The organism is Streptococcus suis (assembly GCA_024583055.1).
Taxonomy (GTDB): domain Bacteria; phylum Bacillota; class Bacilli; order Lactobacillales; family Streptococcaceae; genus Streptococcus; species Streptococcus suis_V.
Map to the genome: position 1 here is coordinate 1,002,289 of CP102145.1, position 25,931 is coordinate 1,028,219.

General features: G+C 43.3%; 22 protein-coding genes. 8 read left to right on the forward strand and 14 right to left on the reverse strand.

From position 1 onward, the window contains the following. Positions 1-34: 34 nt before the first annotated feature. The 9 genes from ftsX to NQZ91_04995 all read right to left on the reverse strand — a co-directional run bounded on the left by ftsX (position 35) and on the right by NQZ91_04995 (position 9,418). Complete coding sequence (gene ftsX, locus NQZ91_04955; protein UUM58720.1) at positions 35-964, reverse strand: permease-like cell division protein FtsX; 930 nt, start codon at positions 962-964, stop codon at positions 35-37. Continuing rightward, positions 957-1,634 (reverse strand): cell division ATP-binding protein FtsE, encoded by a 678-nt coding sequence (gene ftsE / locus NQZ91_04960; GenBank protein UUM58823.1) that lies wholly within the window; start codon positions 1,632-1,634, stop codon positions 957-959. Before ftsE ends, ftsX begins: the two co-directional genes overlap by 8 nt. 125 nt (positions 1,635-1,759) lie before the next feature. After that, positions 1,760-2,855 (reverse strand): peptide chain release factor 2 gene (gene prfB, locus NQZ91_04965; GenBank protein UUM58721.1). Its coding sequence is split into 2 segments (ribosomal slippage): positions 1,760-2,782 and positions 2,784-2,855, totalling 1,095 coding nucleotides; the frame shifts between segments, so codons are not numbered across the junction. A gap of 35 nt (positions 2,856-2,890) precedes the next feature. Next, positions 2,891-4,018, reverse strand: a complete 1,128-nt coding sequence (gene queG / locus NQZ91_04970; protein UUM58722.1) for a tRNA epoxyqueuosine(34) reductase QueG — start codon at positions 4,016-4,018, stop codon at positions 2,891-2,893. 38 nt (positions 4,019-4,056) lie between these two features. Further along, on the reverse strand, positions 4,057-4,548 hold the full coding sequence (locus NQZ91_04975) for a VanZ family protein (protein UUM58723.1): 492 nt from the start codon (positions 4,546-4,548) through the stop codon (positions 4,057-4,059). Between the two features lie 187 nt (positions 4,549-4,735). After that, positions 4,736-5,149: a TM2 domain-containing protein gene (locus NQZ91_04980; GenBank protein UUM58724.1), complete on the reverse strand. Its 414-nt coding sequence runs from the start codon at positions 5,147-5,149 to the stop codon at positions 4,736-4,738. 91 nt (positions 5,150-5,240) lie between these two features. After that, positions 5,241-7,925, reverse strand: a complete 2,685-nt coding sequence (locus tag NQZ91_04985; protein ID UUM58725.1) for a cation-translocating P-type ATPase — start codon at positions 7,923-7,925, stop codon at positions 5,241-5,243. A 211-nt stretch (positions 7,926-8,136) separates the two neighbouring features. Then, the gene (locus tag NQZ91_04990) at positions 8,137-8,523 is read right to left on the reverse strand and encodes a DUF1934 domain-containing protein (GenBank protein ID UUM58726.1); all 387 of its coding nucleotides are present in this window, start codon (positions 8,521-8,523) and stop codon (positions 8,137-8,139) included. Next, entirely contained in the window at positions 8,501-9,418 is a 918-nt protein-coding gene (locus NQZ91_04995; protein UUM58727.1) for a sulfite exporter TauE/SafE family protein, read from the reverse strand. The genes NQZ91_04990 and NQZ91_04995 overlap by 23 nt, the downstream gene beginning before the upstream one ends. 100 nt (positions 9,419-9,518) lie before the next feature. On the opposite strand from NQZ91_04995, the gene NQZ91_05000 reads away from it, so the two are divergent. The 7 genes from NQZ91_05000 to NQZ91_05030 are packed head-to-tail and all read left to right on the forward strand — an operon-like array spanning position 9,519 to position 18,227. Continuing rightward, complete coding sequence (locus NQZ91_05000) at positions 9,519-10,832, forward strand: HD domain-containing protein (GenBank protein UUM58728.1); 1,314 nt, start codon at positions 9,519-9,521, stop codon at positions 10,830-10,832. Next, complete coding sequence (yidA, locus tag NQZ91_05005; protein UUM58729.1) at positions 10,822-11,631, forward strand: sugar-phosphatase; 810 nt, start codon at positions 10,822-10,824, stop codon at positions 11,629-11,631. The genes NQZ91_05000 and yidA overlap by 11 nt, the downstream gene beginning before the upstream one ends. After that, the gene (locus NQZ91_05010; protein ID UUM58730.1) at positions 11,631-12,848 is read left to right on the forward strand and encodes an aminoacyltransferase; all 1,218 of its coding nucleotides are present in this window, start codon (positions 11,631-11,633) and stop codon (positions 12,846-12,848) included. The genes yidA and NQZ91_05010 overlap by 1 nt, the downstream gene beginning before the upstream one ends. Beyond that, positions 12,848-14,083, forward strand: coding sequence for an aminoacyltransferase (locus tag NQZ91_05015; GenBank protein UUM58731.1), 1,236 nt, complete (start codon positions 12,848-12,850; stop codon positions 14,081-14,083). The genes NQZ91_05010 and NQZ91_05015 overlap by 1 nt, the downstream gene beginning before the upstream one ends. 9 nt (positions 14,084-14,092) lie before the next feature. After that, entirely contained in the window at positions 14,093-15,322 is a 1,230-nt protein-coding gene (locus NQZ91_05020; protein ID UUM58732.1) for an aminoacyltransferase, read from the forward strand. A 59-nt stretch (positions 15,323-15,381) separates the two neighbouring features. Further along, positions 15,382-16,560, forward strand: a complete 1,179-nt coding sequence (locus NQZ91_05025) for an aminoacyltransferase (GenBank protein ID UUM58824.1) — start codon at positions 15,382-15,384, stop codon at positions 16,558-16,560. A 26-nt stretch (positions 16,561-16,586) separates the two neighbouring features. After that, entirely contained in the window at positions 16,587-18,227 is a 1,641-nt protein-coding gene (locus tag NQZ91_05030; protein ID UUM58733.1) for a polysaccharide biosynthesis protein, read from the forward strand. Between the two features lie 53 nt (positions 18,228-18,280). Here NQZ91_05030 and tpiA read toward each other — a convergent pair whose 3' ends face one another. Next, entirely contained in the window at positions 18,281-19,033 is a 753-nt protein-coding gene (tpiA, locus tag NQZ91_05035; GenBank protein ID UUM58734.1) for a triose-phosphate isomerase, read from the reverse strand. 192 nt (positions 19,034-19,225) lie between these two features. Here tpiA and NQZ91_05040 point away from each other — a divergent pair, with 192 nt between their 5' ends. Next, entirely contained in the window at positions 19,226-20,179 is a 954-nt protein-coding gene (locus NQZ91_05040) for a DDE-type integrase/transposase/recombinase (protein ID UUM58735.1), read from the forward strand. A 169-nt stretch (positions 20,180-20,348) separates the two neighbouring features. Here NQZ91_05040 and tuf read toward each other — a convergent pair whose 3' ends face one another. The 4 genes from tuf to ppc all read right to left on the reverse strand — a co-directional run bounded on the left by tuf (position 20,349) and on the right by ppc (position 25,925). After that, positions 20,349-21,545, reverse strand: coding sequence for an elongation factor Tu (tuf, locus tag NQZ91_05045; protein ID UUM58736.1), 1,197 nt, complete (start codon positions 21,543-21,545; stop codon positions 20,349-20,351). A 123-nt stretch (positions 21,546-21,668) separates the two neighbouring features. Continuing rightward, on the reverse strand, positions 21,669-22,622 hold the full coding sequence (locus NQZ91_05050; GenBank protein ID UUM58737.1) for an anti-sigma factor: 954 nt from the start codon (positions 22,620-22,622) through the stop codon (positions 21,669-21,671). Next, positions 22,609-23,106 (reverse strand): RNA polymerase sigma factor, encoded by a 498-nt coding sequence (locus NQZ91_05055; GenBank protein ID UUM58825.1) that lies wholly within the window; start codon positions 23,104-23,106, stop codon positions 22,609-22,611. Before NQZ91_05055 ends, NQZ91_05050 begins: the two co-directional genes overlap by 14 nt. Before the next feature lie 122 nt (positions 23,107-23,228). Next, the gene (ppc, locus tag NQZ91_05060; protein UUM58738.1) at positions 23,229-25,925 is read right to left on the reverse strand and encodes a phosphoenolpyruvate carboxylase; all 2,697 of its coding nucleotides are present in this window, start codon (positions 25,923-25,925) and stop codon (positions 23,229-23,231) included. Positions 25,926-25,931 lie beyond the last annotated feature (6 nt).

The following is a 25,931-nucleotide window of genomic DNA, read 5'->3' on the forward strand; positions in this document are numbered from 1 at the left end:
TAGGAAGCCAAACTTCTTAGGATTTTTAGTATTCTTAAATTTTTAAATAGCGGTTCATTGAGATAACCGATCCGATTGAACCAATCAACACACCGATGACAACCAGCGCTCCCACCATGATGGGAACAAAGATATCAACCGGAAGTAGGGATAGGTCTTGACTAGCCAAGCTCGCATTCACGGATTTGTAAACCATTTGATAGAGGAAATAGACCAGAGCTGCTGGAAGAGCCGCTCCCAGCAAACCTACCCAAGCTCCCTCCCAGAGGAAAGGACCACGGATGTAGGAATTTTTCGCTCCAACCAGTCGCATAATCTGAATTTCACGACTGCGGGAAATGATGGTAATCCGAATGGTATTGGAAATCAAGAAAATTGCTGTAAAGAGAAGCAAGGCTGCTGCAGCCAGACCCCAGGTCCGAACCATCCCAGCCAACTTAAAGATACGCTCCGTCTCAACCTCTCCATCTCGAACCTCTGTCACACCGTCAATTTTGGCAATTTCAGCCGCCACAGACTTGACATATTGTGGCTCAGTCGTATCAATGATATAGGCATCATAGAGCGGATTGGCATCCCCCTGGAAGAGATTCCAGGTATCACCCAAGGTCGCTGTCAACTTCTGCAACTGCTCATCCTTGCTAGAATAAGTCACCGTCTCAACGTTTGGCAGGGCTGTGATTTTATTGTAAACAGCCTTGAAGTTAGGATTGGCAACTGTCTTACCTTCGTCATCTACTATGGTTTCAGCCTGGTCTGTCGAATTGGCCCGCAAGAATACATTGATGCGGACATTGTTTTCCAAATCCGAAGCCAACTTAGCGGTATTGATAATGACAGAAGCAAAGATTCCCACCAAGGTCAGGGTAATGGCAACAGAAGAAACCGCCGCAACCGTCATCCAACCATTTCGTTTGAGACTCTTGAGCGACTCCCATAGATGTCTAAAAAATCGTCTAATCATCGTATCCGTAGTCTCCTTCCGCTTCGTCACGAACCACTCGACCATCCTCAATCGCAATAACGCGATGACGGAGAGTGTTTACAATCTGGCTGTTGTGGGTAGCCATGAGAACCGTTGTCCCCTGCAGATTGATGCGCTCCAGCAAGCTCATGATTTCCCATGAATTTTCCGGGTCCAAGTTACCTGTCGGCTCATCCGCAATCAAGACTTTGGGATTGTTGACAATGGCACGCGCAATGGCAATCCGCTGCTGCTCACCACCTGAAAGCTCATTCGGGAAAGTACGGATCTTGTGCTTAAGTCCCACCAGGTCCAAAACTTCCATGACACGTTTTTTGATGTTACGCGGTTTTTCACCGATAACTTCCATGGCATAGGCGATATTCTCATAGACCGTTTTCTTAGGCAAGAGCTTGTAGTCCTGGAAGACAACTCCCACACTACGGCGGAGGAGGGGAACATCCTTTTTCTTGATCTTAGCAAGGTTGAAATTCCCAACCGTCAAGCTACCTTTATCCAATTTTTCTTCACGGTAGAGGAGTTTGATGAAGGTAGACTTCCCTGCTCCTGATGGTCCAACGATGTAGGCAAACTCGCCCGCATCGACATTGATGGACACACCGCGAAGAGCAGTCGTTCCGTTACTATATTTCTTGGTAACGTCCTTCATTTCAATAATACGTCTTGGAGCGGCCGGCTGATCTGAGTCTAGATAGCGACCACTCGCATTTCTTCTATTTTTCTTTTTAAAAATTCCCATAGAATTTCCTGTCTGTGACAGTCCTTTCTGTATTCTTAGCTAATCCGCCATTTGAGATAGGCATCGATGAAACCTTCAATGTCTCCATCCATGACCTTATCGACTTGAGCCACTTCAAATCCCGTCCGATGGTCTTTGACCATAGTATAAGGCGTAAAGACGTAGGAGCGGATTTGGCTTCCCCAAGTGATTTCTTTCTTGTCACCCTTGAGCGAGTCGACTTCTGCCGCCTTCTTCTCCTGCTCCAATTGATACAATTTAGCCTGCAGGAGTTTCATAGCCCGGTCACGGTTGCCATACTGGGTACGATCCACGGTTGATTGGGTCACAATTCCTGTCGGAATGTGGGTCAAACGCACACCGGTCGACACCTTGTTGACGTTCTGACCACCGGCACCACCCGATCGGAAGGTATCCATCTTGACTTCATCATCACGGATTTCAATTTCAATAGTATCGTCCAACTCAGGCATGACTTCAACAGACGTGAAGGAGGTATGGCGACGCTTGGCTGAGTCAAAGGGAGAAATCCGCACCAAACGGTGGACACCCATTTCTGACTTAAGCAACCCGTAGGCATTTGGTCCTGTGAAACTAAGCGTCACAGACTTGATACCAGCCTCGTCACCCGCTTGATAATCCAGCGTTTCGACTGTAAAACCTTTGGCATTACCATAACGCTGGTACATGCGCAAGAGCATCTCACCCCAATCCTGTGCTTCTGTTCCACCAGAGCCCGGATGGATTTCCAAGATGGCATTGTTGTGGTCATAGGGCTCTGACAGGAGCAAGGTCATCTCGTAGCTGGTCATGAGCTTGTCTAGCTCCGCCAATTTTTCAACCAATTCTTCACGAACCGACTCATCCTCCGCTAGGAAATCCAAGAGAATTTCAGCCTCGTCGTAGAGGTCAATCATCTGATGGAAATTTCCATAGGTATTTTTCAGTTCATTTAATTCTTGAGAGGTTGTCTGAGCCGCCAAATTATCATTCCAAAAATCTGACTCCGTCATCTTATTCTCAAGAATGGCAATCTCTTCTTCCAGACCTTCTAAGTCAAAGAGACCCCCTAAATGATGTTAATTTGTTACCAAGCTCTTCCAGCTTTTGGCGAATTTCTGCTGTATCCATAAGTACCTCGTTCAAAATTTTATCTTTTCATTATATCATAGTTGCCTAGATTTCACCAGTTCTAAGAAAGCAGCCTGCTCCGCACGCACATCCTCATGATCAGAAGTCAGACTTGCGATAAAGTCTACCAGCTCCTGATTGGGTTGCTTAACCAGCTGGCTCAGAGCCCAAATCGCTGTCGCCATGTGGATCGGATTTTGCTTCTTATCTATGATTTCAATCAGTTTGGGAATGGCAGAGCGGTCATTGGCATTGGCCAGTGCAATAATAGCATTGCGCTGGAGAATATTTTTCCCCCGCCAAGAGCCTGCAATCATGCCAAATTTTTCCTTGAATTGCCCATTGGACAAGTCCAGAAAGGGAATTAACTCCGGCTCAGCCAAATCGGGATCCACTTCTACTACAGGGGGACTGGAAATTCCCTTGTTGTAAGGACAACAAATCTGGCAAATATCGCAACCGTAGATAACGGTCTTGATTTTCTTGCGAAATTCCAAGTCCATCATGCCCTTGTCCTGAGTTTGAAAGGACAGACATCGTCGCGCATCCATGGTCGAATCTCCAATCAGGCAGGAGGTCGGACAGACCTCAACGCAGCGGTTGCAATCACCACAGTCATAATCAACTGGCTGGTCGGGTTCAATGTCTAGATTGGTCACTAATTCCCCAAGAAACATATAGGAACCAAATTCCTTGGAGATGACCAAGCCATTTTTGCCGATAAAGCCAATACCTGCCCGTCTGGCTACAGCCGTATCAACAAGGGCGCCCGTATCTACCATGGCCTTGTATTCCAAGCCCTCGGTCAGTTGTTCGATGCCACGAGCCAAGCGCTCCAACTTATCTTGGAGAATATAATGATAATCCAAGCCCCAAGAATTAGGCGTAATCTTACCGCGCTTGTACTGGGTTTTGACCGGCTTGACCGGCAAGTGACGTGGATAGGCTACAGCAATGGAGATAATGGTCTTGGCGGATTCTAAACTTAATCTTGGCCGAATCCGTTCCTCAATATTCTTATGCTCAAAACCTGTTGTTCGCCCCTCTTCGACTCCAGCCCTCAGGGATTTTTCCAAATAATCAAAATCATCCGCTGTGGTGAAGCCAATTTTAGAAATGCCAATTTCTTGGGACAATTTGATAATTTCTTCTTTGATTGTCATTATGTCTATTGTAACAAATTTAGTATATGCTTTTCAAGCTAGTAGATATAAAAATAAGTTAAAAGAATGAAGAAAATTGTAGCCAGGCCAGCAAAAATAGTCATTCTCCAGTAGGCCTTTTCCCGCCAAACAGCCGTCGCCTGGTACATGAGGTTAATCCCAATGGCTCCGCCCAGACCATTTGCCAGCAGGTCCGTGATGTCTGCCACCCCCAACAGGAGCAGGTATTGCACCACTTCAAAGCCCAGACTGGCCAGCAGAATGACAGCTAAATTTCGCTCCCACTCGGCCTTCCGAAAGATTATTTCCATGTAGAACCCAAAGGGAATAAAGCTGGCAATATTAAAAATGATTTCTGGATAATCCAGAACACCATTATAAACAGCCGTCCCAGCAAAAGGAATGAGATTGAGACTGGCATAGCCATAGCGACCGTACAAAGTGGACAAATCCATCTTAAAAACGATAATCCAAATCAGCACCAGCAGATAGATAATAAAAGAAATTCGTGCTATCTTTCTTGTCATCATGACTCCTCCCTTCAATCTACATATCAAACCCGAGTTCACCGTTAACTGATATAAAAGTGTCCATCTGTGAACACAAGCTCTATCATTATACCACAAATAGAAGGTTCAAAAATGACACTTCTGTGACAAAATCAGCTCAAACTTTCCACACCTGTAAAGAAAGAAAACCCGGTCAGACCGAGTTTCGCTAAATATGATGCCCTTCTTGAAAGGCCTTAAATTCATAAATCTGTTTCATCAGACGCTGGTAATTGGCCTCCTTACAAGCCTTCATAATCAAAAAGCAGTCGATTAGTTTCCAGAGGTAAATCAAAGGCAAAAGTAGAAAACCAATCAAGACAAACATAAGGACAAAGGTAATGCCCATGGCAGCAAGCTTGAGAAATCCTAATTCCTTATTTCCAACATAAAAACGGTCCACTCCCAATTCACCAAAGAAAATAGCCAACAAGAGAGCCACCAGAGGATTCTTCAAGGGTACCATCATCAAAGCATTGAGAGCTGAATCGTCAAGACCAGCCAGTTCCTGCTGCAAGAGGGGCAATTTTTCACTAGGGAAAGACGAGCTGTTGTTCAAAACATAGGTTTGTGGGTAATTCATAAAAACTCCTTTCCTCTAGTTTACCACTCCCTTATGCCAACTTCAACAAAAAAACTAACCCAGTTTCCTGAGTTAGCTCATTCTATTCAAATTAGATAGCTTTTTCATCCAAGCCCATCTTGCGTTGAACAAATTTGACAATTTCAACAACAACAACCATGAGACCTGAACCAATAATTGCTACCAACCATTGAGTTGGTGTCAAGATTGAAACCTTGAAGAAGGTATTGAATCCTGGAATTACCAAAGTTGCCATCAAGAGCAAGAAGGCAGCTACGATAGACCAGTTAAAGAGTTTGTTCTTAAATGGACCAACGGTAAAGATAGATTGGTAAACAGACTTAACGTTGAAGGCATGTACCAACTGGATCAAACCAAGTGTCAAGTAAGACATGGTAAGCGCATCTGCGTGAATTTCTTCATAGGTGCTGTGTTCTGGGAATAACAAAGCATATCCGTAAACACCCAAAACAAGTACAGTTTGAAGGATACCTTGGTAAACGATAGAGCTCAAGACACCACCTGAGAAGAAGCTTGAGTTACGACCACGAGGTTTGTGCTGCATAACACCTGGCTCAGCAGGTTCAACACCAAGGGCGATAGCTGGAAGTGTATCTGTTACCAAGTTAATCCAAAGAAGATGAACTGGCTCCAATACGTCCCAACCAAAGAGGGTTGCAAGGAAGATACACAATACCTCAGCCGTGTTAGCTGACAAGAGATACTGAATCGTTTTTTGAATATTTGAGAAGACTTTACGCCCTTCTTCAACCGCCACGATGATAGTTGCAAAGTTGTCATCTGCAAGGACCATGTCAGAAGCACCTTTCGAAACCTCTGTACCAGTGATACCCATACCGATACCGATATCCGCTGTTTTCAGAGATGGCGCATCATTCACACCGTCACCAGTCATGGCAACAACCTTACCGTCATTCTGCCAAGCCTTAACGATACGAACCTTGTGCTCTGGAGACACACGCGCATAAACTGAATATTGCTTGAAGACTTTTTGGAACTCTTCGTCTGTCAATTCGTTGAGCTCTGCACCTGTAAATACGTGGTCCTCTGTATCGTTTTCGTCGATGATACCAAGACGCTTGGCAATAGCCTCAGCTGTATCTTGGTGGTCACCGGTAATCATGATCGGACGGATACCCGCTTCTTTCGCGACACGAACCGCCTCAGCAGCCTCTGGACGCTCAGGGTCAATCATACCAACCAAACCTGAGAAGACAAGGTCATTTTCCACAATTTCAGATTCCAATTCTGGGATAGCATCCACATACTTGTAAGCCATCATGAGGACACGAAGAGCTTGCTTAGCAAGTGATTTGTTGGTTGCAAGAATAGCATCCTTGTCCGCATCTGTAATCGGACGGATAGTGCCGTTTTCTTCGATCTGAGTCACACGTTTGAGCAACTGATCTGGTGCACCTTTTACCGCTACAAAGAAATTGCCTGCAGCTTGTTGGTGAATGGTAGACATCAATTTACGTGTTGAGTCAAATGGCAATTCAGCCACACGTGGCTCGCTAGCCAAAACTTCACGAACATCGAAGGATTTGTCCAAACCAAATTGAACAAGAGCTGTTTCAGTTGGGTCACCAATCAATTTACCAGTTGGGTCAACCTTTGTATCGTTGGCGAAGTTCATAACACGAAGAGTCGTGTTTGATGCATCGATTGCTTCGCTTGCATCCACCAATTGACCATTTGTGTAGACTTTTTCTACGGTCATTTGGTTCATGGTCAAGGTACCAGTCTTATCTGATGCGATGATTTCTGTTGAACCAAGTGTTTCAACCGCTGGCAACTTACGGATAATAGAATTCCGTTTAGCCAATACTTGAGTACCAAGCGAGAGGACAACAGTAACAATAGCTGGCAAACCTTCTGGAATCGCTGCAACCGCAAGGGCAACGGATGTCATAAGGGCTGGCAAGATACCTTCACCACGGACAAATACAGATACCAACATGGTGATAACTGCAATAATCAAAACGGCGTAGGTCAAGACCTTAGACAATTGGTGCAAGTTTTGCTTGAGTGGTGTGTCTGTCTCATCAGCATTTGCCAACATGCCCGCAATATGACCAACCTCAGTAAACATACCTGTGTTGGTTACCACACCAAGACCGCGACCGTAGGTCACGTTTGAGTTTTGGTAGGCCATGTTGACTCGGTCACCGATTGGCGCATCTTCTGCCAATTCAGCACTCAAGTCCTTATCAACAGGAACAGATTCACCAGTAAGAGCGGCTTCTTCGATTTTGAGGGAGTTAGCCTCCAAGAGACGCATATCGGCTGGAACAACATCACCTGCTTCGAGCAAGACGATATCACCTGGAACCAATTCTTTTGAATCCACCTCAGTGACATGGTTGTCGCGAAGGACACGCGCCACTGGGCTAGACATGTTTTTAAGAGCTTCGATGGCTGCCTCAGCTTGACCTTCTTGGTAAACACCGAAGGCTGCGTTGAGGATAACAACGGCCAAGATAATGATGGCATCTGTCAAACCGTGTGAACCTTCAGTGATAACTGTAAGAATGGCTGCACCGATCAAGATGATAATCATCAAGTCCTTGAACTGGTCTAGGAATTTAGCCAGAAGGGTACGTTTTTCACCCTCATCCAATTCGTTACGACCATATTCTCCCAGACGCTTACCAGCTTCGTCGCTGGTCAAACCGTCCAAGGATGAGCCTAAGCTAGACAATACTTGCTCTTCGCTTTGAGTATAAAACAAATCGCGTTTTTGTTCTTTTGACACTGTTTTTCTCCTTTTCGATCCCCTTTTTACTTAAAGAAATAAAAAAGAGACCTGTTTTATTAAAACAAGTCTCGCTATTTAAGATAGTGCCGGAAACGATTTTCGGATTGACGACACTATCACGGACAAGTCCGTTAGCTACTCCCTCGATTTGTCCTCTATTATACCAAATTTTTTTGACAGGTCAAATAGATTTACACTTGAAAACGTTTTATTTCCAAGAAATTTCCATTTGATAGGAAGCAAAGAGTTGTTGGTTCTCTAGTCCCTTCAAATCGTAAGCCAGTAAAACCGATTGATTTTCCCTATCCAGCTGGTATCCTTTGGTATGGGTCACAAAATGCTGGATACCCATGGGCGTGGGAATGGTCACGATAGCCTCACCATCCGCCAGAAAGCGCATAATGGACTTGGGATTGGAAAAGCGCGTCATGGTTAGCTCGGCCTCACCACATTTAATCGCTACTTTTTCCTTCTCGTCATTGGTATAGAGCAGATAGAGGGAACCGTCTTTTTCCTTGACATCTACCGGAAAGACCTGATCTACCACTTCTAGCTGACCGTCCAGGTCAATTTCATTTCTCAAGCGAATCTGCATATACTTTCTCCTGTTTGGCATTTTTGATAAAGGATGAGCGGAGCAACATGAGGCCTGTATAGGCTGCGATGAAAACAACCAGCACTTTCAGCTTATTTATATCGAGATTGGACAGGAAGAAGGCCGCTGTCAGAACGCCAAGCACTCCTCCCAGGATAATTCCTGGAACGCCTGGCCAATTGACACGACCAGACTGAATAAATTGTCGTGCACCTGCTGATAACATGACTGCCGCATTGAGCATCATAACAGGCAGAGCTACTGCTGGACTGATACCCATCAAGGAAAAGAAAATCAATTCCGGTGCATAATTTCCAAGGCCCATGCTAAGCAACATGCCAATGAAAAAGTCAAAGATGATGCCGACCAACAATTTCCAGCCCGTCAAACCACGAACGGCGTTATCTAGGTCAGCACCAGGATTAGTTATCATACGATAGACCATGATGCCCGCCGCCACTAGCAACAAAATCCCCAAGACACGCTGAACCTTGCGGGTATCCCAATCTTGACTCACCCGTGCACCAACCGAGGCTCCTGCAAAGGCTGCTATCGCGAGAGGTACTAGGGTGGTCATTTCCACCTCAACAATAGTGATGAAAATTAAGGCCTCTATCAAAATTGGAATAATGTGGGCCGTAGTCATAGTTGCTGGAATTTTCCGGTCGTCCTGGATGATTTTGGTCGCCTTGAGGAGACTGGTGGTCGTCGCAAAGGTTCCAATACCCAAGGTATCCAACAAGTCCGTCACAAAGCCAATACCAAACCCTGTCCAAAAACGGTCTGTTATGGATATTTTATGCTTGCGGATATGGGAAAAAATCAAATAAAGTATGTAAATAATCAAGCCCATCAGCAAGAACTGAATGGCACGCAAAATAAGTTGATCTGTCATTCCTCCATTATACTCAAAAACTGCACCGGGGTACATCTCAATATCCTTGTAGTGCCTCAAATTGAAGAAAAAAATCTATTTTTTTGCTATAATGAAGGTTATGATTGAAAAAGTTTTTCGTGATCCGGTTCATAACTACGTCCATGTGGACCATGAACTTATCTACAAACTAATTAACAGCAAGGAATTTCAACGACTGCGCCGCATCAAGCAATTGGGAACCACTTCCTATACCTTCCATGGTGGTGAGCACAGCCGTTTTTCCCACTGTCTCGGTGCCTATGAAATTGCCAGACGGATTACCCAAAAATTTGAAGACAAGTATGCCGAACTCTGGGACCCGTCTGATTCTCTACTGACCATGGTGGCTGCTCTCTTGCATGATGTGGGCCACGGGGCTTATTCCCACACTTTTGAGCGCCTCTTTGATACCGACCACGAGGAAATGACCTGCGCCATCATTAGCAGTCCAGAAACAGAAATAAACAGCATTCTGAGGCAGGTATCCCCTGATTTTCCAGATAAAGTCGCCAGCGTCATTAACCATACCTATCCCAATAAACAGGTGGTCCAGTTGATTTCCAGCCAGATTGATGTGGACAGAATGGACTACCTCCTTCGGGATTCCTACTTCACAGGAACCAACTATGGGGAATTCGATTTGACCCGCATTCTCCGAGTTATTCGTCCGACTGAAAATGGCATTGCCTTTAAGGAGTCGGGGATGCATGCGGTGGAAGACTATGTCCTCAGCCGTTACCAGATGTATATGCAGGTCTACTTCCACCCAGCCAGCCGCTCTATGGAGGTCCTGCTGCAAAACCTGCTCAACCGTGCTAAATTGCTCTATACTAGCGAGCAGGATTTCTTTGCCAGAACCTCACCACGACTGCTGCCATTTTTCGAACATCGCATTACCCTAGCAGACTACTTGTCCTTGGACGACGGGGTTATGAATACCTACTTCCAGTCTTGGGTTGACGGACCAGACCGCATTTTGTCGGACCTGGCCCAGCGCTATATCAATCGTAAGGTCTTCAAGTCCATTACCTTTAAGGCCGAGCAAGAGGCTCAATTAGACTCTCTTCGCAGCCTGGTGGCCGATGTAGGCTTTGACCCCGAATACTATACAGCTATCCACCATAATTTTGACCTGCCTTACGATATCTACAGGCCCAATGCCGAGAAAAAACGGACCCAGATTGAAATCCACCGCAAGGATGAGATTTTGGTAGAACTATCTGCCCTCTCTCCTATCGTCGCTGCCCTATCTGGAACCATTCATGGCGACAGCCGCTTCTATTTCCCCAAGGAAATGCTGGATGAGTCTGGGATTTTCTCCCAGCAAACAGTGGCATTTATCAGCCATGTTCACAATGATCAATTTGTAATTGGAGACCAACATGACCATTAAACTAGTTGCTATCGACATCGACGGCACCCTCTTAAACAGCCAACACGAAATCACACCTGAGGTCTTCCAGGCTATTCAGGATGCTAAAAAAGCAGGTGTCAAAATTGTTATCGCCACAGGACGACCTATTTCTGGTGTCCGTGCAATCCTAGACCAGCTCAACCTGACAGAGGCTGGTGATTACGTAATCACCTTCAACGGTGGCTTAGTCCAGGATGCAGCTACCGGCGAAGATATTGTCAAAGACACGCTTTCATACGATGATTATTTGGATATTGAACTGGCTGCCCGCAAGCTCAACTTGCCTATGCATGCCAGCACCAAGGAAGGTCTGTTTACTGCCAACCGTAATATCGGAAAGTACACAGTCTATGAGTCCATGTTGGTGAGCTCGCCGGTCTTTTATAGAACCTCAGAGGAAATGGTGGGCAAGGAAATCATCAAATGCATGATGGTCGATGAGGCTGAAGTACTAGATGCTGCTATTCCACAACTACCTAGCAACCTGACAGATAAGTACAATGTCGCAAAATCAGCTCCATTTTACTTAGAAATCACACCTAAGACAGTCAATAAGGGCCAAGCTATTATTCAGCTGGCTGCTAAATTAGGCCTGACTATGGATCAGACCATGGCCATCGGCGACCAGGAAAACGACCGCTCTATGCTAGAGGTGGTTGGCAGTCCTGTTGTCATGGAAAACGGTAATTCCGAATTGAAAAAAATCGCCAAGTACATTACCAAATCAAATGACGAATCGGGCGTTGCCTACGCCCTTAGAGAGTGGGTATTAGACTAATGTTTACATATAAAATCGGCATCTCCGCCGAGGAACACGATCAATTTGTAAAAATCCATGAACAGGTCAACCTCCTGCAAAGCAGCTCCTGGGCAAAGATTAAGGACAACTGGGGAAATGAGCGCTTGGGATTCTACCAAGATGACAGTTTAGTGGCCGTTGCTTCTGTCCTAATCCGCCCCTTACCTGCTGGCCTTAGCATGCTCTATATTCCACGTGGCCCGATTATGGACTACTCAAACCAAGACTTGGTTCAATTTGTCCTTGCTTCTCTAAAAAAATTCGGCAAAATCAAGCGAGCCCTCTTCATTAAATTTGACCCAGCCCTCCTACTCAAACAGTACAAAATTGGACAAGAAGTTGAAGAAAACCCTACAACCCTTGCACAACTAGCCATTCTCCAAAAGGCAGGCGCTGAATGGACAGGACGGACTCAGGATATGGCACAAAGTATCCAACCCCGTTTTCAAGCTAATATCCACAGGGACTACTTTTCCGACGAAACTCTGTCGAAAAGCACACGCCAAACCATTCGCACATCCTTGAATAAAGGACTTGTAGTTCAAGTTGGGGGCGTCGAATGGCTAGATGAATTTGCTGCACTCATGAAAAAAACTGAGAAACGCAAATCAATCTCTTTGAGAGATAAAGCCTATTATGAAAAAATACTGACAACCTATCCAGAACATTCCTTTATAACCATTACGCAGTTGGATTTAGATAAACGTTATAGCACACTCCTTGCTCAAAAAGAGAAATTGACACAGGAAGCTCTTAAATTTACAGAAAAGACTAAGCCAGGTAAGCGATCCCAAAATAGGGAAGATACAGAAAAAACATTAGAAGAACTGGCTTTCCTGGAAAAGAAATTAGCTGAGGGGCATCACCTTGCCTCTCTTGCTGCAACACTTTCAGTTGATTTTGGCCCAACTTCTGACAATCTCTATGCTGGAATGGATGAAGAATACCGCCGTTACCAACCTGCCATTCTGACTTGGTATGAAACAGCAAGACAGGCGTTTAATCGCGGTGCCTCATGGCAAAATATGGGAGGGATTGAAAACCAACTAGATGGTGGACTCTTTAGTTATAAATCAAAATTCAACCCTCTCATTGAAGAGTATCTTGGGGAATTTACCGTCCCAGTAAATCGCTTCCTCTACAAATTAACAACCACCGCCTATACAATCCGAAAACAATTAAGGAACCGACACTAATGCAGCTAATTGAACTGAATTTAGTAGATTATCAGAAACATGCCAATCAAGTTTCACAGCGTTCATTCATGCAAACGGAGGAGATGGCTGAACTCCTAAGAAGACGTGGCATGGATGTTCGCTATATCGGCCTGACTGACAAAGGGCAAACTCTTGTATCTGCTATTATCTATGCAATTCCGATGACCGGTGGCCTCCATCTGGAAATTAATTCTGGACCTGTTTGCCAAGACCCGGCATACTTGCACCACTTCTACCGCTTGCTCAAAACCTATGCCAAAGAACGCGGTGCCTTGCAAGTCTTAGTCAAACCCTATGACAGCTACCAAACCTTTGACAGCGACGGAAAGGCTACTGGGCCTGAACAGCCAGATCGTATCAAAGACTTGACCGACAACGGATTCTTACACGACGGACTTTTGACAGGTTATCCAGGAGGAGAACCAGACTGGCACTATGTAAAAGACCTGTCAACCTTGACTCAAGATAGCTTGTTTGCGTCCTTTAGTAAGAAAGGAAAAACACTCGTCAAGAAAACCAATAGTTTTGGACTAACGATCCGTGAGTTGGACAGAGACCAACTGGAACGATTCAAAGCCATCACTTCCGCCACCTCAGAAAGAAGAGAATACCCAGATAAATCTCTAGACTATTACCAAGACTTTTTCGATGCCTTTGGCGAAAAGGCTGCCTTCACTATGGCTAGCATTAACTTCCGCGTCTATCTCCAACACTTGGAAGATAGCCAAAAGCAGGTCCAACAAAAATTGGATGCTGTCCAAGAAGAACTAGATAAGAATCCAAATTCTAGAAAAAAACAAAACGAACACCGCGAGTTGACCAGCCAGGTAATGAGCTTTGAATCCCGCAAAGAAGAAGCCTTGAAATGGATTGACCAGTATGGCGAAGCTGATATCGATCTAGCAGCCAGCCTTTTCGTCTATACCGACCATGAACTTGTCTATCTCTTCAGCGGTTCACTGACAGAATTCAATGCTTTTTATGCCCCTGTTGCCCTTCAAGAATTCGCTATGCGAAAAGCCCTAGATAAAAATATCCCTTTCTACAACCTTTTAGGCATTCGTGGAGAATTTGATGGCTCCGATGGCGTTCTCCGTTTCAAACAAAACTTTAATGGGACAATCGTACGAAAAATGGGAACCTTTCGTTACTACCCACATCCTATAAAATATAAACTCATTCGCTCCTTAAAAACTATTTTAGGCAGAAAATAAAGGAAAACTATGACATTAAGAGTAATCACTGAACAAGAATTTCAAGCCCACATTGATCAAGCAAAATCCCAACTTTTTGAGCAATCTCCAGAAATGGCCAGTCTGTTAAAAAAGCGGGGCTATGAAGTGACCATCCTAGGTTATGAAGTAGAAGGAGATTTGAAAGTATCCGCTATCTTATTTAGCACTCCAATTGCTGGTGGACTCCATATGGAACTTCACAATGGACCTATTTGTACTGATGAAACCTATCTTCAGGATTTTTATAAGGGATTACAACACTTCGCAAAAAAAATGCAGGCTATTGAACTCAAGGTAAAACCCTACCAATCCCTACAGGAATTTGATACCAATGGCAATCCAACTACGGACATCAATCATACCATCATTGACCAATTAACCTCTATTGGATACCATCATCAAGGATTACATGTCGGCTATTCTACAGGGGATTGGTACTACATCAAAGATCTGACCGGTCTAACTCAAGAAAATCTATTTCAATCTTTTAGTAAGAAAGGGAAGCCACTCATAAAGAAAGCTAAAACATTTGGCATCTCCATTCGTAAGTTAGAGCGGGATCAATTGGCACTTTTCCAAAAAATAACGGTTGCAACTTCCGATAGACGAGATTTTAATGACAAACCGTTAGAATATTATGAGTACCTATATGATAGTTTCGGTGATAAGGCAGAGTTTCTTGTCGCTAGCTTGAATTTCAAGAACTATTTAGACAATTTGGCTCGAGAACAAGGGGGGCTATCAGGCAAGATCGATCAACTCCAAGCTGACCTGCTCCAAAATCCAACTTCAGAAAAAAAGCAAAATCAATTACGCGAACTCAAGAGTCAGTATGAAACATTTGAAATCCGTAAAGAAGAAGCACGAAACATGATAGAAAAATATGGGCAACAAGATGTCCCACTTTGTGCAAGCCTTTTTGTCTACCTAAAAAAGGAAGCCTACTATCTCAATAGTGGTTCCTATCCTGAATTTAATAAATTCTATGCGCCAGCAATACTTCAAGAACATGTAATGCTTGAAGCTATCAAGCGCGGATGCCAGTCCTATAACTTCTTAGGGATAAGTGGACAGTTTGATGGAAGCGATGGTGTGCTACGATTTAAGCAGAATTTTAACGGCTATATTAAACGTACACCCGGAGTATTCATGTACTATCCAAATCCACTTAAGCACAGTCTCATTCAAGTTGTCAAGAAAGTTTTAGGTCGATATTGATAAATCTAGGAGGACTCCTATGTCTTTAGAGCTAATAACTGACGAATTGTTCCAGGAACATATCAAAACAATTTTACGAACAATCACCCCAAATGGCGACTCATTTACGGAAAAGGGGATATACGGTACAAATTCTTGCCTACGTAGTCGAAAAGGAGATACAGATTTCTGCGATTGTGTACAGTCAGCCAATTGCAGGTGGCTATCGAATGGAGCTACACAATGGTCCCATTGTAACCGACAGCGCCTACTTGCACGATTTTTTTAAACAACTCCAGGATTTTGCAAAAACAAACAATGTGATTGAATTGGTTGTCAAACCCTATATCCCATATCAATACTTTGACAGTCAAGGTACACCAACTTCTGAACCAAATGATCTCTTCATCGAACAACTGACTAGTATTGGTTACACACACTCGGGTTTGCAGAGAGGATTTGATAGTGGCGATTGGTACTACCTTAAGGACCTTTCTCAACTTGATTCTAAAACCCTGCTGCCTTCCTTTAACAAAAACGGTCAACAGCTAGTAAAAAAAGCTAGAGGGATGGGAATTCAGATTGAAAAATTGCCAAAAGAACGGTTAGAACTTTTTAAAGCGATCACTAATGAAACAGCCGAACGAAACGGCTTTTTAGACAAGGATCTAGAGTATTACCACTGTATTTTTGATGCCTTCGGAGAAGATGCCTCATTCCTAAGCGCCTCAATCGATTTTCAAGAATACCTCAACATATTATTAAACGAAAAAGCAGACTATGAACAGCACCAAAACCAAATCATATCTGATTTTGGTGCTGCCCCAACCGGAAAAAAACAAAAAAGTAAACTAGCTAATCTTAACGAGCAACTTCGTAAAATCAAAGAAACTATTGAAGAGGTCAATCGTATTATTGAGAAACATGGAAATGGAGTGACCCCACTAGCAGTAGGACTTTTCGCTTATCTCGACAAGGAAGCCTACTATTTACATAGCGGATCCTCTCCTGAATTTTGTCATTTTCCTGCACCTTCCCTTTTACAAGAATTCGTCATGTTGGAAGCCATAAAACGCGGTTGCCAAACGTATAATTTTCTTTGTTTTAGCGGTCAGTTTGACGGTAAAGACGGCGTCCTACGCTTTAAACAGAATTTTAATGGCTATATCATGAGAACACCTGGTGTTTTTACTTACTTGCCTAGACCCTATAAGTATCAATTCTATCGATTGATCAAAAAACTATTGCGACGCTTGTAACCCTAGTAGAAATTTTGAGAAAACACATGTCACAAACACAAAAACAACTTACACAAAAAGATCAAATGCTTCGTGGAACTTTTTGGTCCACAATCAGTGATTTCATTAGCAGATTACTCGGAGCACTGTATATTATTCCATGGTATTATTGGATGGGCCAATTTGCAAATGAAGCAAATGCCCTCTTTTCCATGGGTTATAATATTTATGCAACCATCCTACTTTTTTCAACATCAGGTATAAATGTCGCGCTTTCTAAACAAATTGCGCGCTACAGTGTACAGAATCAAACCGAAACAATTGCAGCATTGATAAATGGCTTTTTGAAACTAATGGTTGTCTCTGGCCTCTTCTTTTCCACCTTGATGTACTTCACTTCTCCACTATTATCTGAAGGTATGGGACTCGGGCACGATTTAGTCCCAATTCTCCATAGTCTATGCCTTTCAGTCCTTGTATTCCCAGCAATGTCAACGATTCGTGGGATATTTCAGGGCTATGCCAATTTGAAACCAAATGCACTTAGTCAAATATGGGAACAAATTATTCGCGTCATCTGGATGTTACTGACCACATATATGATTATGCAAGCGGGCAATGGAGACTATAAAGTTGCAGTTATGCAATCAACATTGGCAGCATTTATTGGTATGGTCGCCAGTGTTATCGTATTGCTTTATTTCCTAAAAAAAGAAGGACTTTTTCACCTTCTAAAAAAACCAAAAACGTCTACATTGGAAATTGATGTTACATCCTTAGTAATTGAAACCTTTAAAGAAGCTATTCCATTTATCATTATCGGATCTGCTATCCAAGCCTACCAGTTGATTGATCAAATGACCTATATACGAGTGATGGAATCCGTAACAAACTTTGATGTCAAACGGTTAATGGTTCTCTACTCCTATATGTCGGCCAATCCCAATAAAATTGTCATGATTTTAATTTCAATTGTCAATTCAATAGGTGGTATTAGCATCCCACTTTTAACGGCTAATTTCTTGAAAAAAGATCACGAAGCTTCCGCTAGTTTATTGCAACACAATATAAAATTGATGAATCTGTTCATTATCCCAGCTCTTACTGGTGCCCTGCTCCTTTCAAATGAGCTTTATACGATTTTCTATTCCCAACCTGAATCAATCGCCCTGCAATTATTCAACCATGCACTAATTCAGACATTATTCTTATCCGTGTATGGACTTTTATCACCAACTCTATTAGCATTTTTCGAAGGCAAGCGAGCGATTAGTTACTTCCTTATTGGTATCATCGTAAAACTTATTTTACAGATTCCATTCATCTACCTATTTCATTCAAATGGTCCCCTTGCAGCTACTAGTTTGGCTTCCTTAACCGCCATCATTCTTATGTATCGCCGTATCCACCAGTTGGTGGGGCTTGATCAAAGCCGACTCATAAAGCACCTTATCCAAGTTCTATTTGCCACAATCCTAATGGGAACACTTGTCTTCCTTGGGAGAATTGGTCTGGATTTATTCCTAATCGGTACTGGAAAACTAACCATGTTGATTAAACTAGTGCTCTTATCTGGTATTGGTGTTCTTACTTACGGCTACCTAACTCTAAGATCACAGATTCTTGATGATATTCTTGGGACGAAGGCAAATTCTCTACGAAGAAAATTCAACATTACACCCAAATAATAAAAATAGGATTTCCCACCATCACGTCGTAGGAAATCCTATTTTTTATTTTATTAAAAATTTAATAATGCTAAGAAGCTTTCCGCTTCAAGTGACGCACCACCAACGAGGGCACCGTCAACGTCTGGACACGCCATGTATTCAGCAACGTTTGATGGGTTTACAGAACCACCATATTGAACACGAACCTTGTCAGCCACTTCTTGACCGAAGTCAGCAGCAACAACGTCACGAACTGCTTTACACATATTTTGTGCATCGTCTTTAGTAGCTGATTTACCAGTACCGATTGCCCAGATTGGCTCATAAGCAATCACAAGTGATGCTACCTGTTCAGCAGTCAAGTCTTTCAAAGCTGCAGAAACTTGAGCACCTACAAATTCAACTGCTTTACCAGCTTCGTATGTTTCAAGTGACTCGCCACAGCAGATGATTGGTGTCAAACCATTACGGAAGATAGCGTGTGCTTTCTTGTTGATGTCTTCATCTGTTTCATGGAAGTAATCACGACGTTCTGAGTGACCAATAACCACATAGTTAACACCCATTTCAGCCAATACTTTTGGAGATGTTTCACCAGTGAAGGCACCAGCATCTTCAAAGTAGCAGTTTTGAGCAGCAACTTTCAATTCAGAATTCTTAGCGAACCACAAAAGAGCGTTCAAATCAACAGCTGGAGCTGCGATAGCTGCTTCGATTTTATCGCCAGCAGGCAATTTACCTGCAATCGCCTCAACGAAAGCTTGTGCTTCTTGAGGATTTTTGTTCATTTTCCAGTTACCGGCAATGATTGGTTTACGTGACATTTCACATACCTCTTCTATTTTTATTGTACAAGGTTCATTATATCACAAAGTCATGGAAGATTAAAGTATTTCATGCCTTTTATGAAAGCATACAGTGTAGCGTTACAATAGATGTGAGACTTCTAGAAGTCAAAAAGAAGATTCCCTGATATGATAAGAGTACCACCTACTCATCAAAAAGGAAATCTTCTCATGACTAGTATACCACAAAATCTTCGCTATTTGCCACACACTCTGGAAACACGCTACCACGCTGTTAAAACCTATCGAAATGGAGCTTCTGTCACCTTCATCTGTCGACGCTACAAGGTCTCAAAAGCCTCTCTCATGCGGTGGAACAAGCGATTCGACGGCACCAAAGAATCGCTGAAAGACCGGTCGCATCGACCTCTAACACCTCATCCAAAAGCTCATACCGAACAGGAGCTTACCTGGATTAAAAATTGCATCCGAAGAAATCCACAGGCAACCCTCATCGAAATATTCTACAAGCTCAAAACTAATAAGGGCTATGACCGCCATCCCTGCTCTCTCTTTCGAATCTTGAGAAAACTTGATTTCTTCAAATCCCCTAAAACTAAGCAGAAAACCTATGTGCCTAGGCCTTACCATACCCCAACTGAACTCGGTATCAAGTGGCAAATGGACGTCAAATATGTACCGACTCACTGCTACACAGGCAAGCTACCTGACAAATTCTATCAATATACCGTCATTGATGAGGCCAGCAGGGAACGTTTTATCTTCCCTTTCAAAGAGCAATCTTCTCACTCAACTGTTCAGTTTGTCAAAATGGCTATGAGATACTTTGGATACAAACCCAAAATTATTCAAACGGATAATGGTTTTGAGTTTACCCATTTCAAAGAGACCAAGCAAATTCACCCCCTAGACCTACTTTGTCAGGAACTTGGTATTGAGCACAAACTAATTCGTCCTCGAACACCCAGACATAATGGCAAGGTTGAGCGCAGTCATCGAAATGATAACCGACGTTTCTACCAGCACTTGACCTTTTACTCCTATGACGATCTGATCAAGCAGATGAAAACCTATCTTTATCGTTCTAATCGACTCCCTATGCAAACTTTAGGCTGGAAATCTCCTATCGATATCAGAAAAGCTTTACTAGAAGCTAGCTCCTAGTAAAGCTTAACAAATGGATAACTTCAAAATCACCTTTTTGGTCTCACATCATTGACAAAGGTACATTCATGCCTTTTATGAAAGCATACAGAAAAACTCCCTGCCAGAGACAGAGAGTTTACAATTAAGTTGTCTGACTATAATTGTTATATCTGGGAACGTAATCGAATTAAGCTTCGATTTCTGTAACCATACCTGAACCAACAGTACGTCCACCTTCACGGATAGAGAAAGTAGTACCTTGTTCAACGGCGATTGGGTGGATCAATTCAACGTCGATAGTAACGTTATCACCAGGCATTACCATTTCAGTACCTTCTGGCAATTTGATTGAACCAGTTACGTCAGTTGTACGGAAGTAGAACTGTGGACGGTAGTTGTCGAAGAATGGAGTGTGACGTCCACCTTCTTCTTTAGTAAGGATGTAAACTTCACCTTTGAATTTAGTGTGTGGGTTGATAGAACCTGGTTTAGAGATAACTTGACCACGTTCGATTTCATCACGTTGTACACCACGAAGAAGCACACCAACGTTATCGCCAGCAAGACCTTCGTCAAGTTGTTTACGGAACATTTCAACACCAGTAACAACTGCTTTAGATTTTTCTTCTTGAAGACCAACGATTTCGATTTCGTCGTTGACACGAACTGTACCACGGTCGATACGTCCTGAAGCTACAGTACCACGACCAGTAATTGAGAATACGTCCTCGACTGGAAGCAACAATGGTTTATCAGTGTCGCGTTCTGGTTCTGGAATGTACTCATCAACAGTGTTCATCAATTCCATAACGATGTCTTCGTACTTAGAGTCACCTTCAAGGGCTTTAAGAGCTGAACCTTGGATAACTGGAAGATCATCACCTGGGAAATCGTATTCTGAAAGAAGGTCACGGATTTCCATTTCAACCAACTCAAGCAATTCTTCATCGTCAACCAAGTCAACTTTGTTCATGAAGACGATAAGGTGTTTAACACCAACCTGACGTGAAAGAAGGATGTGCTCACGAGTTTGTGGCATTGGACCGTCAGTTGAAGCTACTACAAGGATCGCACCGTCCATCTGAGCAGCACCAGTGATCATGTTTTTAACGTAGTCCGCGTGTCCTGGAGCGTCGATGTGAGCATAGTGACGTTTTTCAGTTTCGTACTCAACGTGTGCAGTGTTGATAGTGATACCGCGCTCGCGCTCTTCTGGAGCAGCATCGATAGACGCATAGTCTTTAGGTTGGTTAACTGATGAAGGCAAGCGACGTGCCAATACAGTTGTGATAGCTGCTGTCAAAGTAGTTTTACCGTGGTCAACGTGTCCAATTGTACCAATGTTAACGTGGGGTTTACTACGATCGTATTTTTCTTTTGCCATTTTGGTAAAAGCCTCCAATAAAATATATTTTATAGATAGACAGTAGGCAATACGGTCTAACTTTACCTTACTATTCTATCAAATTGTAGCAGAAATGCAAGCATTTTCTATTTTTTTTGTGATTTATTCCATGTAGAGCTGATAATAGGGCTGATTTTGGATGGAAGCACCGATGCTTGAGGATGCAATCCAAGTTTGATTTTCTAAGGAAACAAAGTTTTCTGCCGGTCCTGTCAGGATGACACCAGCAAATTCTAGCTTGTCAATTTCCTCCTGCTTGGTGAAGTCTGTATCGCCGAATTTAGCAATGTAGTCTTCTACATCATTGAGAGGAAATCGGTCAAAACTTCCCTTATCTTTTTTTGAGAGTTCAATATATTCCTTCATCATCTGAATACCAGACTTGAACTCCACCTGGTGTTCTGCTGGAATATCAGCTGGAAAACTTCTCAGACTCTGCTCTTTGAAGCCGAACAGCTCATCCGGGGTCACCAAGGTACGGTCCCTGTGACAGGTCCCAATCCAGTACCAATTTTGCTTAAGATTTTCTGGAATCATCTGCTTAATCTGACCCAGTGTGTACTTCTTATCAAATCGAATGGCAACTTCTACCAGCTGACCGTCCATGTCCTTAAGATATTTGAGCTGATTCTTTTCTCCCCATTCCGTAAAAGTGGGAAGCTTGGTATTGCTTGAATAATCATAGAGAAAATCTAAACTAGCCCCTGGGGAGTTCTGAGTAGGGTCATAGTGCATACTAAAGAGGGTAAAGTAGACTTCCCTTTGACCAAAAGAAATAGGGACACCAGCTATATCCTTGCTCAAATTATAGTAGATTTTACCTGAAAAAAATCCCGTTTCTTGTATTTTTATCCCATCATGGCTAATGTTGGGATAGGCGATTTCTGTCAGCAAATTGTACCGTTCTCGCTCGCTATTAATGCGTGCACCGTAAATCATTTTAACCATCCAAGAACCAATAAAAAGAAAAACAAAACCAATGAGCAGGGATAAGCTGATTGTTTTTAGCAGGTGTTTCCTTCTACTCTTCTTGGTTACAATTTCAAAAGTCTTCATAGTGATACCCCTTTTCTGTCAAGGTCTTGGCCAATTGTTTCCGCCCTCTGTGGAGATTGATTTTAACTAAGCTTTGAGATTGACCTAAAATTTTGGCAATCTCCTTGGTTGTCATCTCCTGAAAATAGTAGAGGTCCAAGACTAGCTGATACTTGCTCGGCAGCTCTGCTATTGCCCGATAGAGCGGCTCATAAGACCTGTCGTCAAATTTTGTCCAACCATTTTGGTGGAAAAATTCCTTCTGTAAGATGTCATGATAATGTTTGTCCCGCCTGTATTTGTCAATGTAAGCTCGGACAGCCGATCGATAGAGCCAGGCCCTGAGTTTCTCGAAAGGAAGGACAATATCGGAGGTGAGAATTTTGACCAGGACATCCTGGGCAATATCCTGGCTATCTGCAGGATTGGCGCCTGACTGTTGCAGATAGTAGGAAATTTCCTCAGCTATAGCAATGACTTCTTTTTCATAATCATCTAGTTTGATACTGCTCCCCTCCCTTCACTAATATAACGAATGAATCTGCAATCGGTTACACAACTTTTCTATATCCATTATACATTTTTTGACAAGCAAAAAACAACCTCCGCAGAAGTTGTTTTCGTCTCTTATCCTGAATTTCGGAGGCCTGTCGCCACACCGTTGATGGTGATGTGAATCAGGCTTTCCTGCTCTTTGCTGAGCTCCCCACGACGGAGGCGGTTAATGAGCTCAATTTGGATATAGTTAAGAATATTGAAGTAAGGCATGCGGTAGTCCAGACTGGCCTTGAGGAAAGGCAGTTCGTCTAGCAACTCTTCATGTTGCTCAATAGACAAAATCATGTCTTTAGTCAGTTGCCACTCATCTAAAATGGCATGGAAGATATTACGAACTTCCTCTGTCTCACACATTTTGGCGTATTCAAAGGCGATGTTCATGTTGGACTTAGATAAGACCATGTCTACATTTGACAAGAGTGAACGGAAGAAAGGCCAGCTCTCGTACATTTTTTGTAGTTTAGCTAGATTTTCAGGCGCCTTGTCAATATAGCGTTTGAAACTAGAACCAACACCATACCAACCTGGCAGCATGACACGGTTTTGTGACCAAGAGAATACCCAAGGAATGGCACGGAGCCCACCGATTTCAGTAATGGTCTTACGGGCTGCTGGACGAGAACCGATATTCAAACTGGAAATCTCACGGATTGGCGTCGCGGCAAAGAAGTATTCGTAGAAACGAGGATTATTGAAGACCAGGTCGCGGTAAATAGTATAGCTATCCGCCACAATCTCATCCATGGTTTCACGGTAACTACCAATTTCATCCGGATCCGTAATCATCTGCGTTACCATACGATCCAGCGTTGCAGACACCAGCATTTCCAAATTGTAGTAAGCTGCGTCCTTGTTACCATATTTATTACCAATCACCTCGCCCTGCTCGGTCAAACGGATACGGTCTTTGATAGAACCGAATGGCTGGGAGGTAATGGCATCATATGATGGACCACCACCACGACCAACCGTACCACCGCGGCCATGGAAGAAGGTAATCTTGACACCATTTTCTTGACCGATTTGGGTCAATTCATTCTGGGCCTTGTAGAGGGTCCAGCCTGATGACAGATAACCACCGTCTTTATTGGAATCCGAATAGCCCAACATGATTTCCTGGTAATATTTATTGCCAGCAATCCAGCGTTTGGTCAGATCTAATTTCAGATAATCACGCATGGTAGCAGCAGCATTGTCCAAATCTTCAATGGTTTCAAAGAGTGGAACAATCTGAACACGGGCCTTGTCGACATCAACCAGACCAACCTCCTTGAGTAAGACTGCCAATTCTAGCAAGTCTGATACGCTCTCTGAGTGGGAAATGATGTGCTGTTTGATGACCTCTTCACCTAGCTTATCCTTGAGTTCACGCGCTGTAGCAAAGATTGCCAACTCTTTTTCCAACTGCTCTGACTTGGCTACATGGGTTGCTGACAGGATGCGTGGGTCTGTTTCCAATTGTTTGAGGAGCACATGGCACTTAGCCTCTTCTGACAGGCTTGAATAATCTTCAACAATCCGTGCAGATGCTAGGAGCTCTCCTACACTTGCTTCTAAGATAGATGAATCCTGGCGCATGTCGATGCTGGCCAAGTAGAAGCCGAAGGCTTCAATCGCTTCTAAAATCTCTGTCAAATCTCCCTTAATCAGTGCCGCTGTTTTATTTTCTTTCAGGGATTTCTTGATAGCCAGCAGGTCAGCCTTGAAAGCAGCAACGTTTTCATAGCGATCATCAGTTGGTTTGTTGTGCACGAGGTAATCACGCGTGTTTGCCAACTTCATCTGGATATAATGGAAGGCACGGCGGTAGGGTTCGTTTTCACGATAGACAGACTGATCCTGTGACAAATCAGCCAATTGCTGAACTGCCGGACTGACCTTGACAATAGTGGTCGACAGTGAGAAATTACGGTAGAGCTTGTAAAGCTGCTCATCGTAATAGTTCATAATCACTTGGCACTGGGTCAGGGCTGATAATTTCAAGGTTTCGGCCGTCACAAATGGGTTTCCGTCACGATCACCACCAATCCACATACCCATGGTAATAGGACGCGGATTATCCAACTCAATGCCCTTCTCGGCAGCCAGACGCTTGTACTCCCCTTGGAGCTTGGTCACTGCCTTAATGAAGGAGGAATTGTAATACTCCATGACATTGGTAATTTCATTGGTAACCTTGAGTTTCTTCTCCCGCGTCATATCCGTCTGCATGATGATTTCGATATAAAGACGCAGTTGGTCTTCCCACTTGGTCCGGTTCATCAAGCCCAATTTGACATCGCGGTAACGACGGAGCAATTCGTGGATATGCTTGGTCAAATCCAGCATGGACTGGCGTTGAACCTGAGTTGGGTGGGCCGTCAAGACAGGAACGACATTGAGTTTCTCAAGGATATCAGCCGCATCTTCATGTTTGGATACCATATCAATTGTTGTGGACATTTTTCCTAGATAATCATGACCAATATTATTTTGATGGTTGATTTCATAGGCCAAGTCCACATCTTCAGAGATGTTAATCAAGAGAGGTAAGACAGCGAAATAGCGAGAAATCACAGCCAATTCGTCATTGTCTAACTGACCGATAATATCAATCAAGGCCTGGTAATCATCCTCATGTGAGAGCTGAGAAAGCTCCAAAATTTTCTGAAAGGTCTCTGCAGACATCATCTGCCCAGCTACCTCTTCAAGGATAGTGGTTAGGATAGCAACTTCTTCCTTGATAGCATCCTTGTTGTTGTAGTTTTCTAACTTCTGAATTTTCATATTTCT

Bases quoted from the DNA above. Each gene is read 5' to 3' on its own strand.
- ftsX (UUM58720.1), bottom strand. From the start codon at position 964: ATGATTAGACGATTTTTTAGACATCTATGGGAGTCGCTCAAGAGTCTC.
- ftsE (UUM58823.1), bottom strand. From the start codon at position 1,634: ATGAAGGACGTTACCAAGAAATATAGTAACGGAACGACTGCTCTTCGC.
- queG (UUM58722.1), bottom strand. From the start codon at position 4,018: ATGACAATCAAAGAAGAAATTATCAAATTGTCCCAAGAAATTGGCATT.
- NQZ91_04975 (UUM58723.1), bottom strand. From the start codon at position 4,548: ATGATGACAAGAAAGATAGCACGAATTTCTTTTATTATCTATCTGCTG.
- NQZ91_04980 (UUM58724.1), bottom strand. From the start codon at position 5,149: ATGAATTACCCACAAACCTATGTTTTGAACAACAGCTCGTCTTTCCCT.
- NQZ91_04990 (UUM58726.1), bottom strand. From the start codon at position 8,523: ATGCAGATTCGCTTGAGAAATGAAATTGACCTGGACGGTCAGCTAGAA.
- NQZ91_04995 (UUM58727.1), bottom strand. From the start codon at position 9,418: ATGACAGATCAACTTATTTTGCGTGCCATTCAGTTCTTGCTGATGGGC.
- NQZ91_05000 (UUM58728.1), top strand. From the start codon at position 9,519: ATGATTGAAAAAGTTTTTCGTGATCCGGTTCATAACTACGTCCATGTG.
- yidA (UUM58729.1), top strand. From the start codon at position 10,822: ATGACCATTAAACTAGTTGCTATCGACATCGACGGCACCCTCTTAAAC.
- NQZ91_05010 (UUM58730.1), top strand. From the start codon at position 11,631: ATGTTTACATATAAAATCGGCATCTCCGCCGAGGAACACGATCAATTT.
- NQZ91_05015 (UUM58731.1), top strand. From the start codon at position 12,848: ATGCAGCTAATTGAACTGAATTTAGTAGATTATCAGAAACATGCCAAT.
- NQZ91_05020 (UUM58732.1), top strand. From the start codon at position 14,093: ATGACATTAAGAGTAATCACTGAACAAGAATTTCAAGCCCACATTGAT.
- NQZ91_05030 (UUM58733.1), top strand. From the start codon at position 16,587: ATGTCACAAACACAAAAACAACTTACACAAAAAGATCAAATGCTTCGT.
- tpiA (UUM58734.1), bottom strand. From the start codon at position 19,033: ATGTCACGTAAACCAATCATTGCCGGTAACTGGAAAATGAACAAAAAT.
- NQZ91_05040 (UUM58735.1), top strand. From the start codon at position 19,226: ATGACTAGTATACCACAAAATCTTCGCTATTTGCCACACACTCTGGAA.
- tuf (UUM58736.1), bottom strand. From the start codon at position 21,545: ATGGCAAAAGAAAAATACGATCGTAGTAAACCCCACGTTAACATTGGT.
- NQZ91_05050 (UUM58737.1), bottom strand. From the start codon at position 22,622: ATGAAGACTTTTGAAATTGTAACCAAGAAGAGTAGAAGGAAACACCTG.
- ppc (UUM58738.1), bottom strand. From the start codon at position 25,925: ATGAAAATTCAGAAGTTAGAAAACTACAACAACAAGGATGCTATCAAG.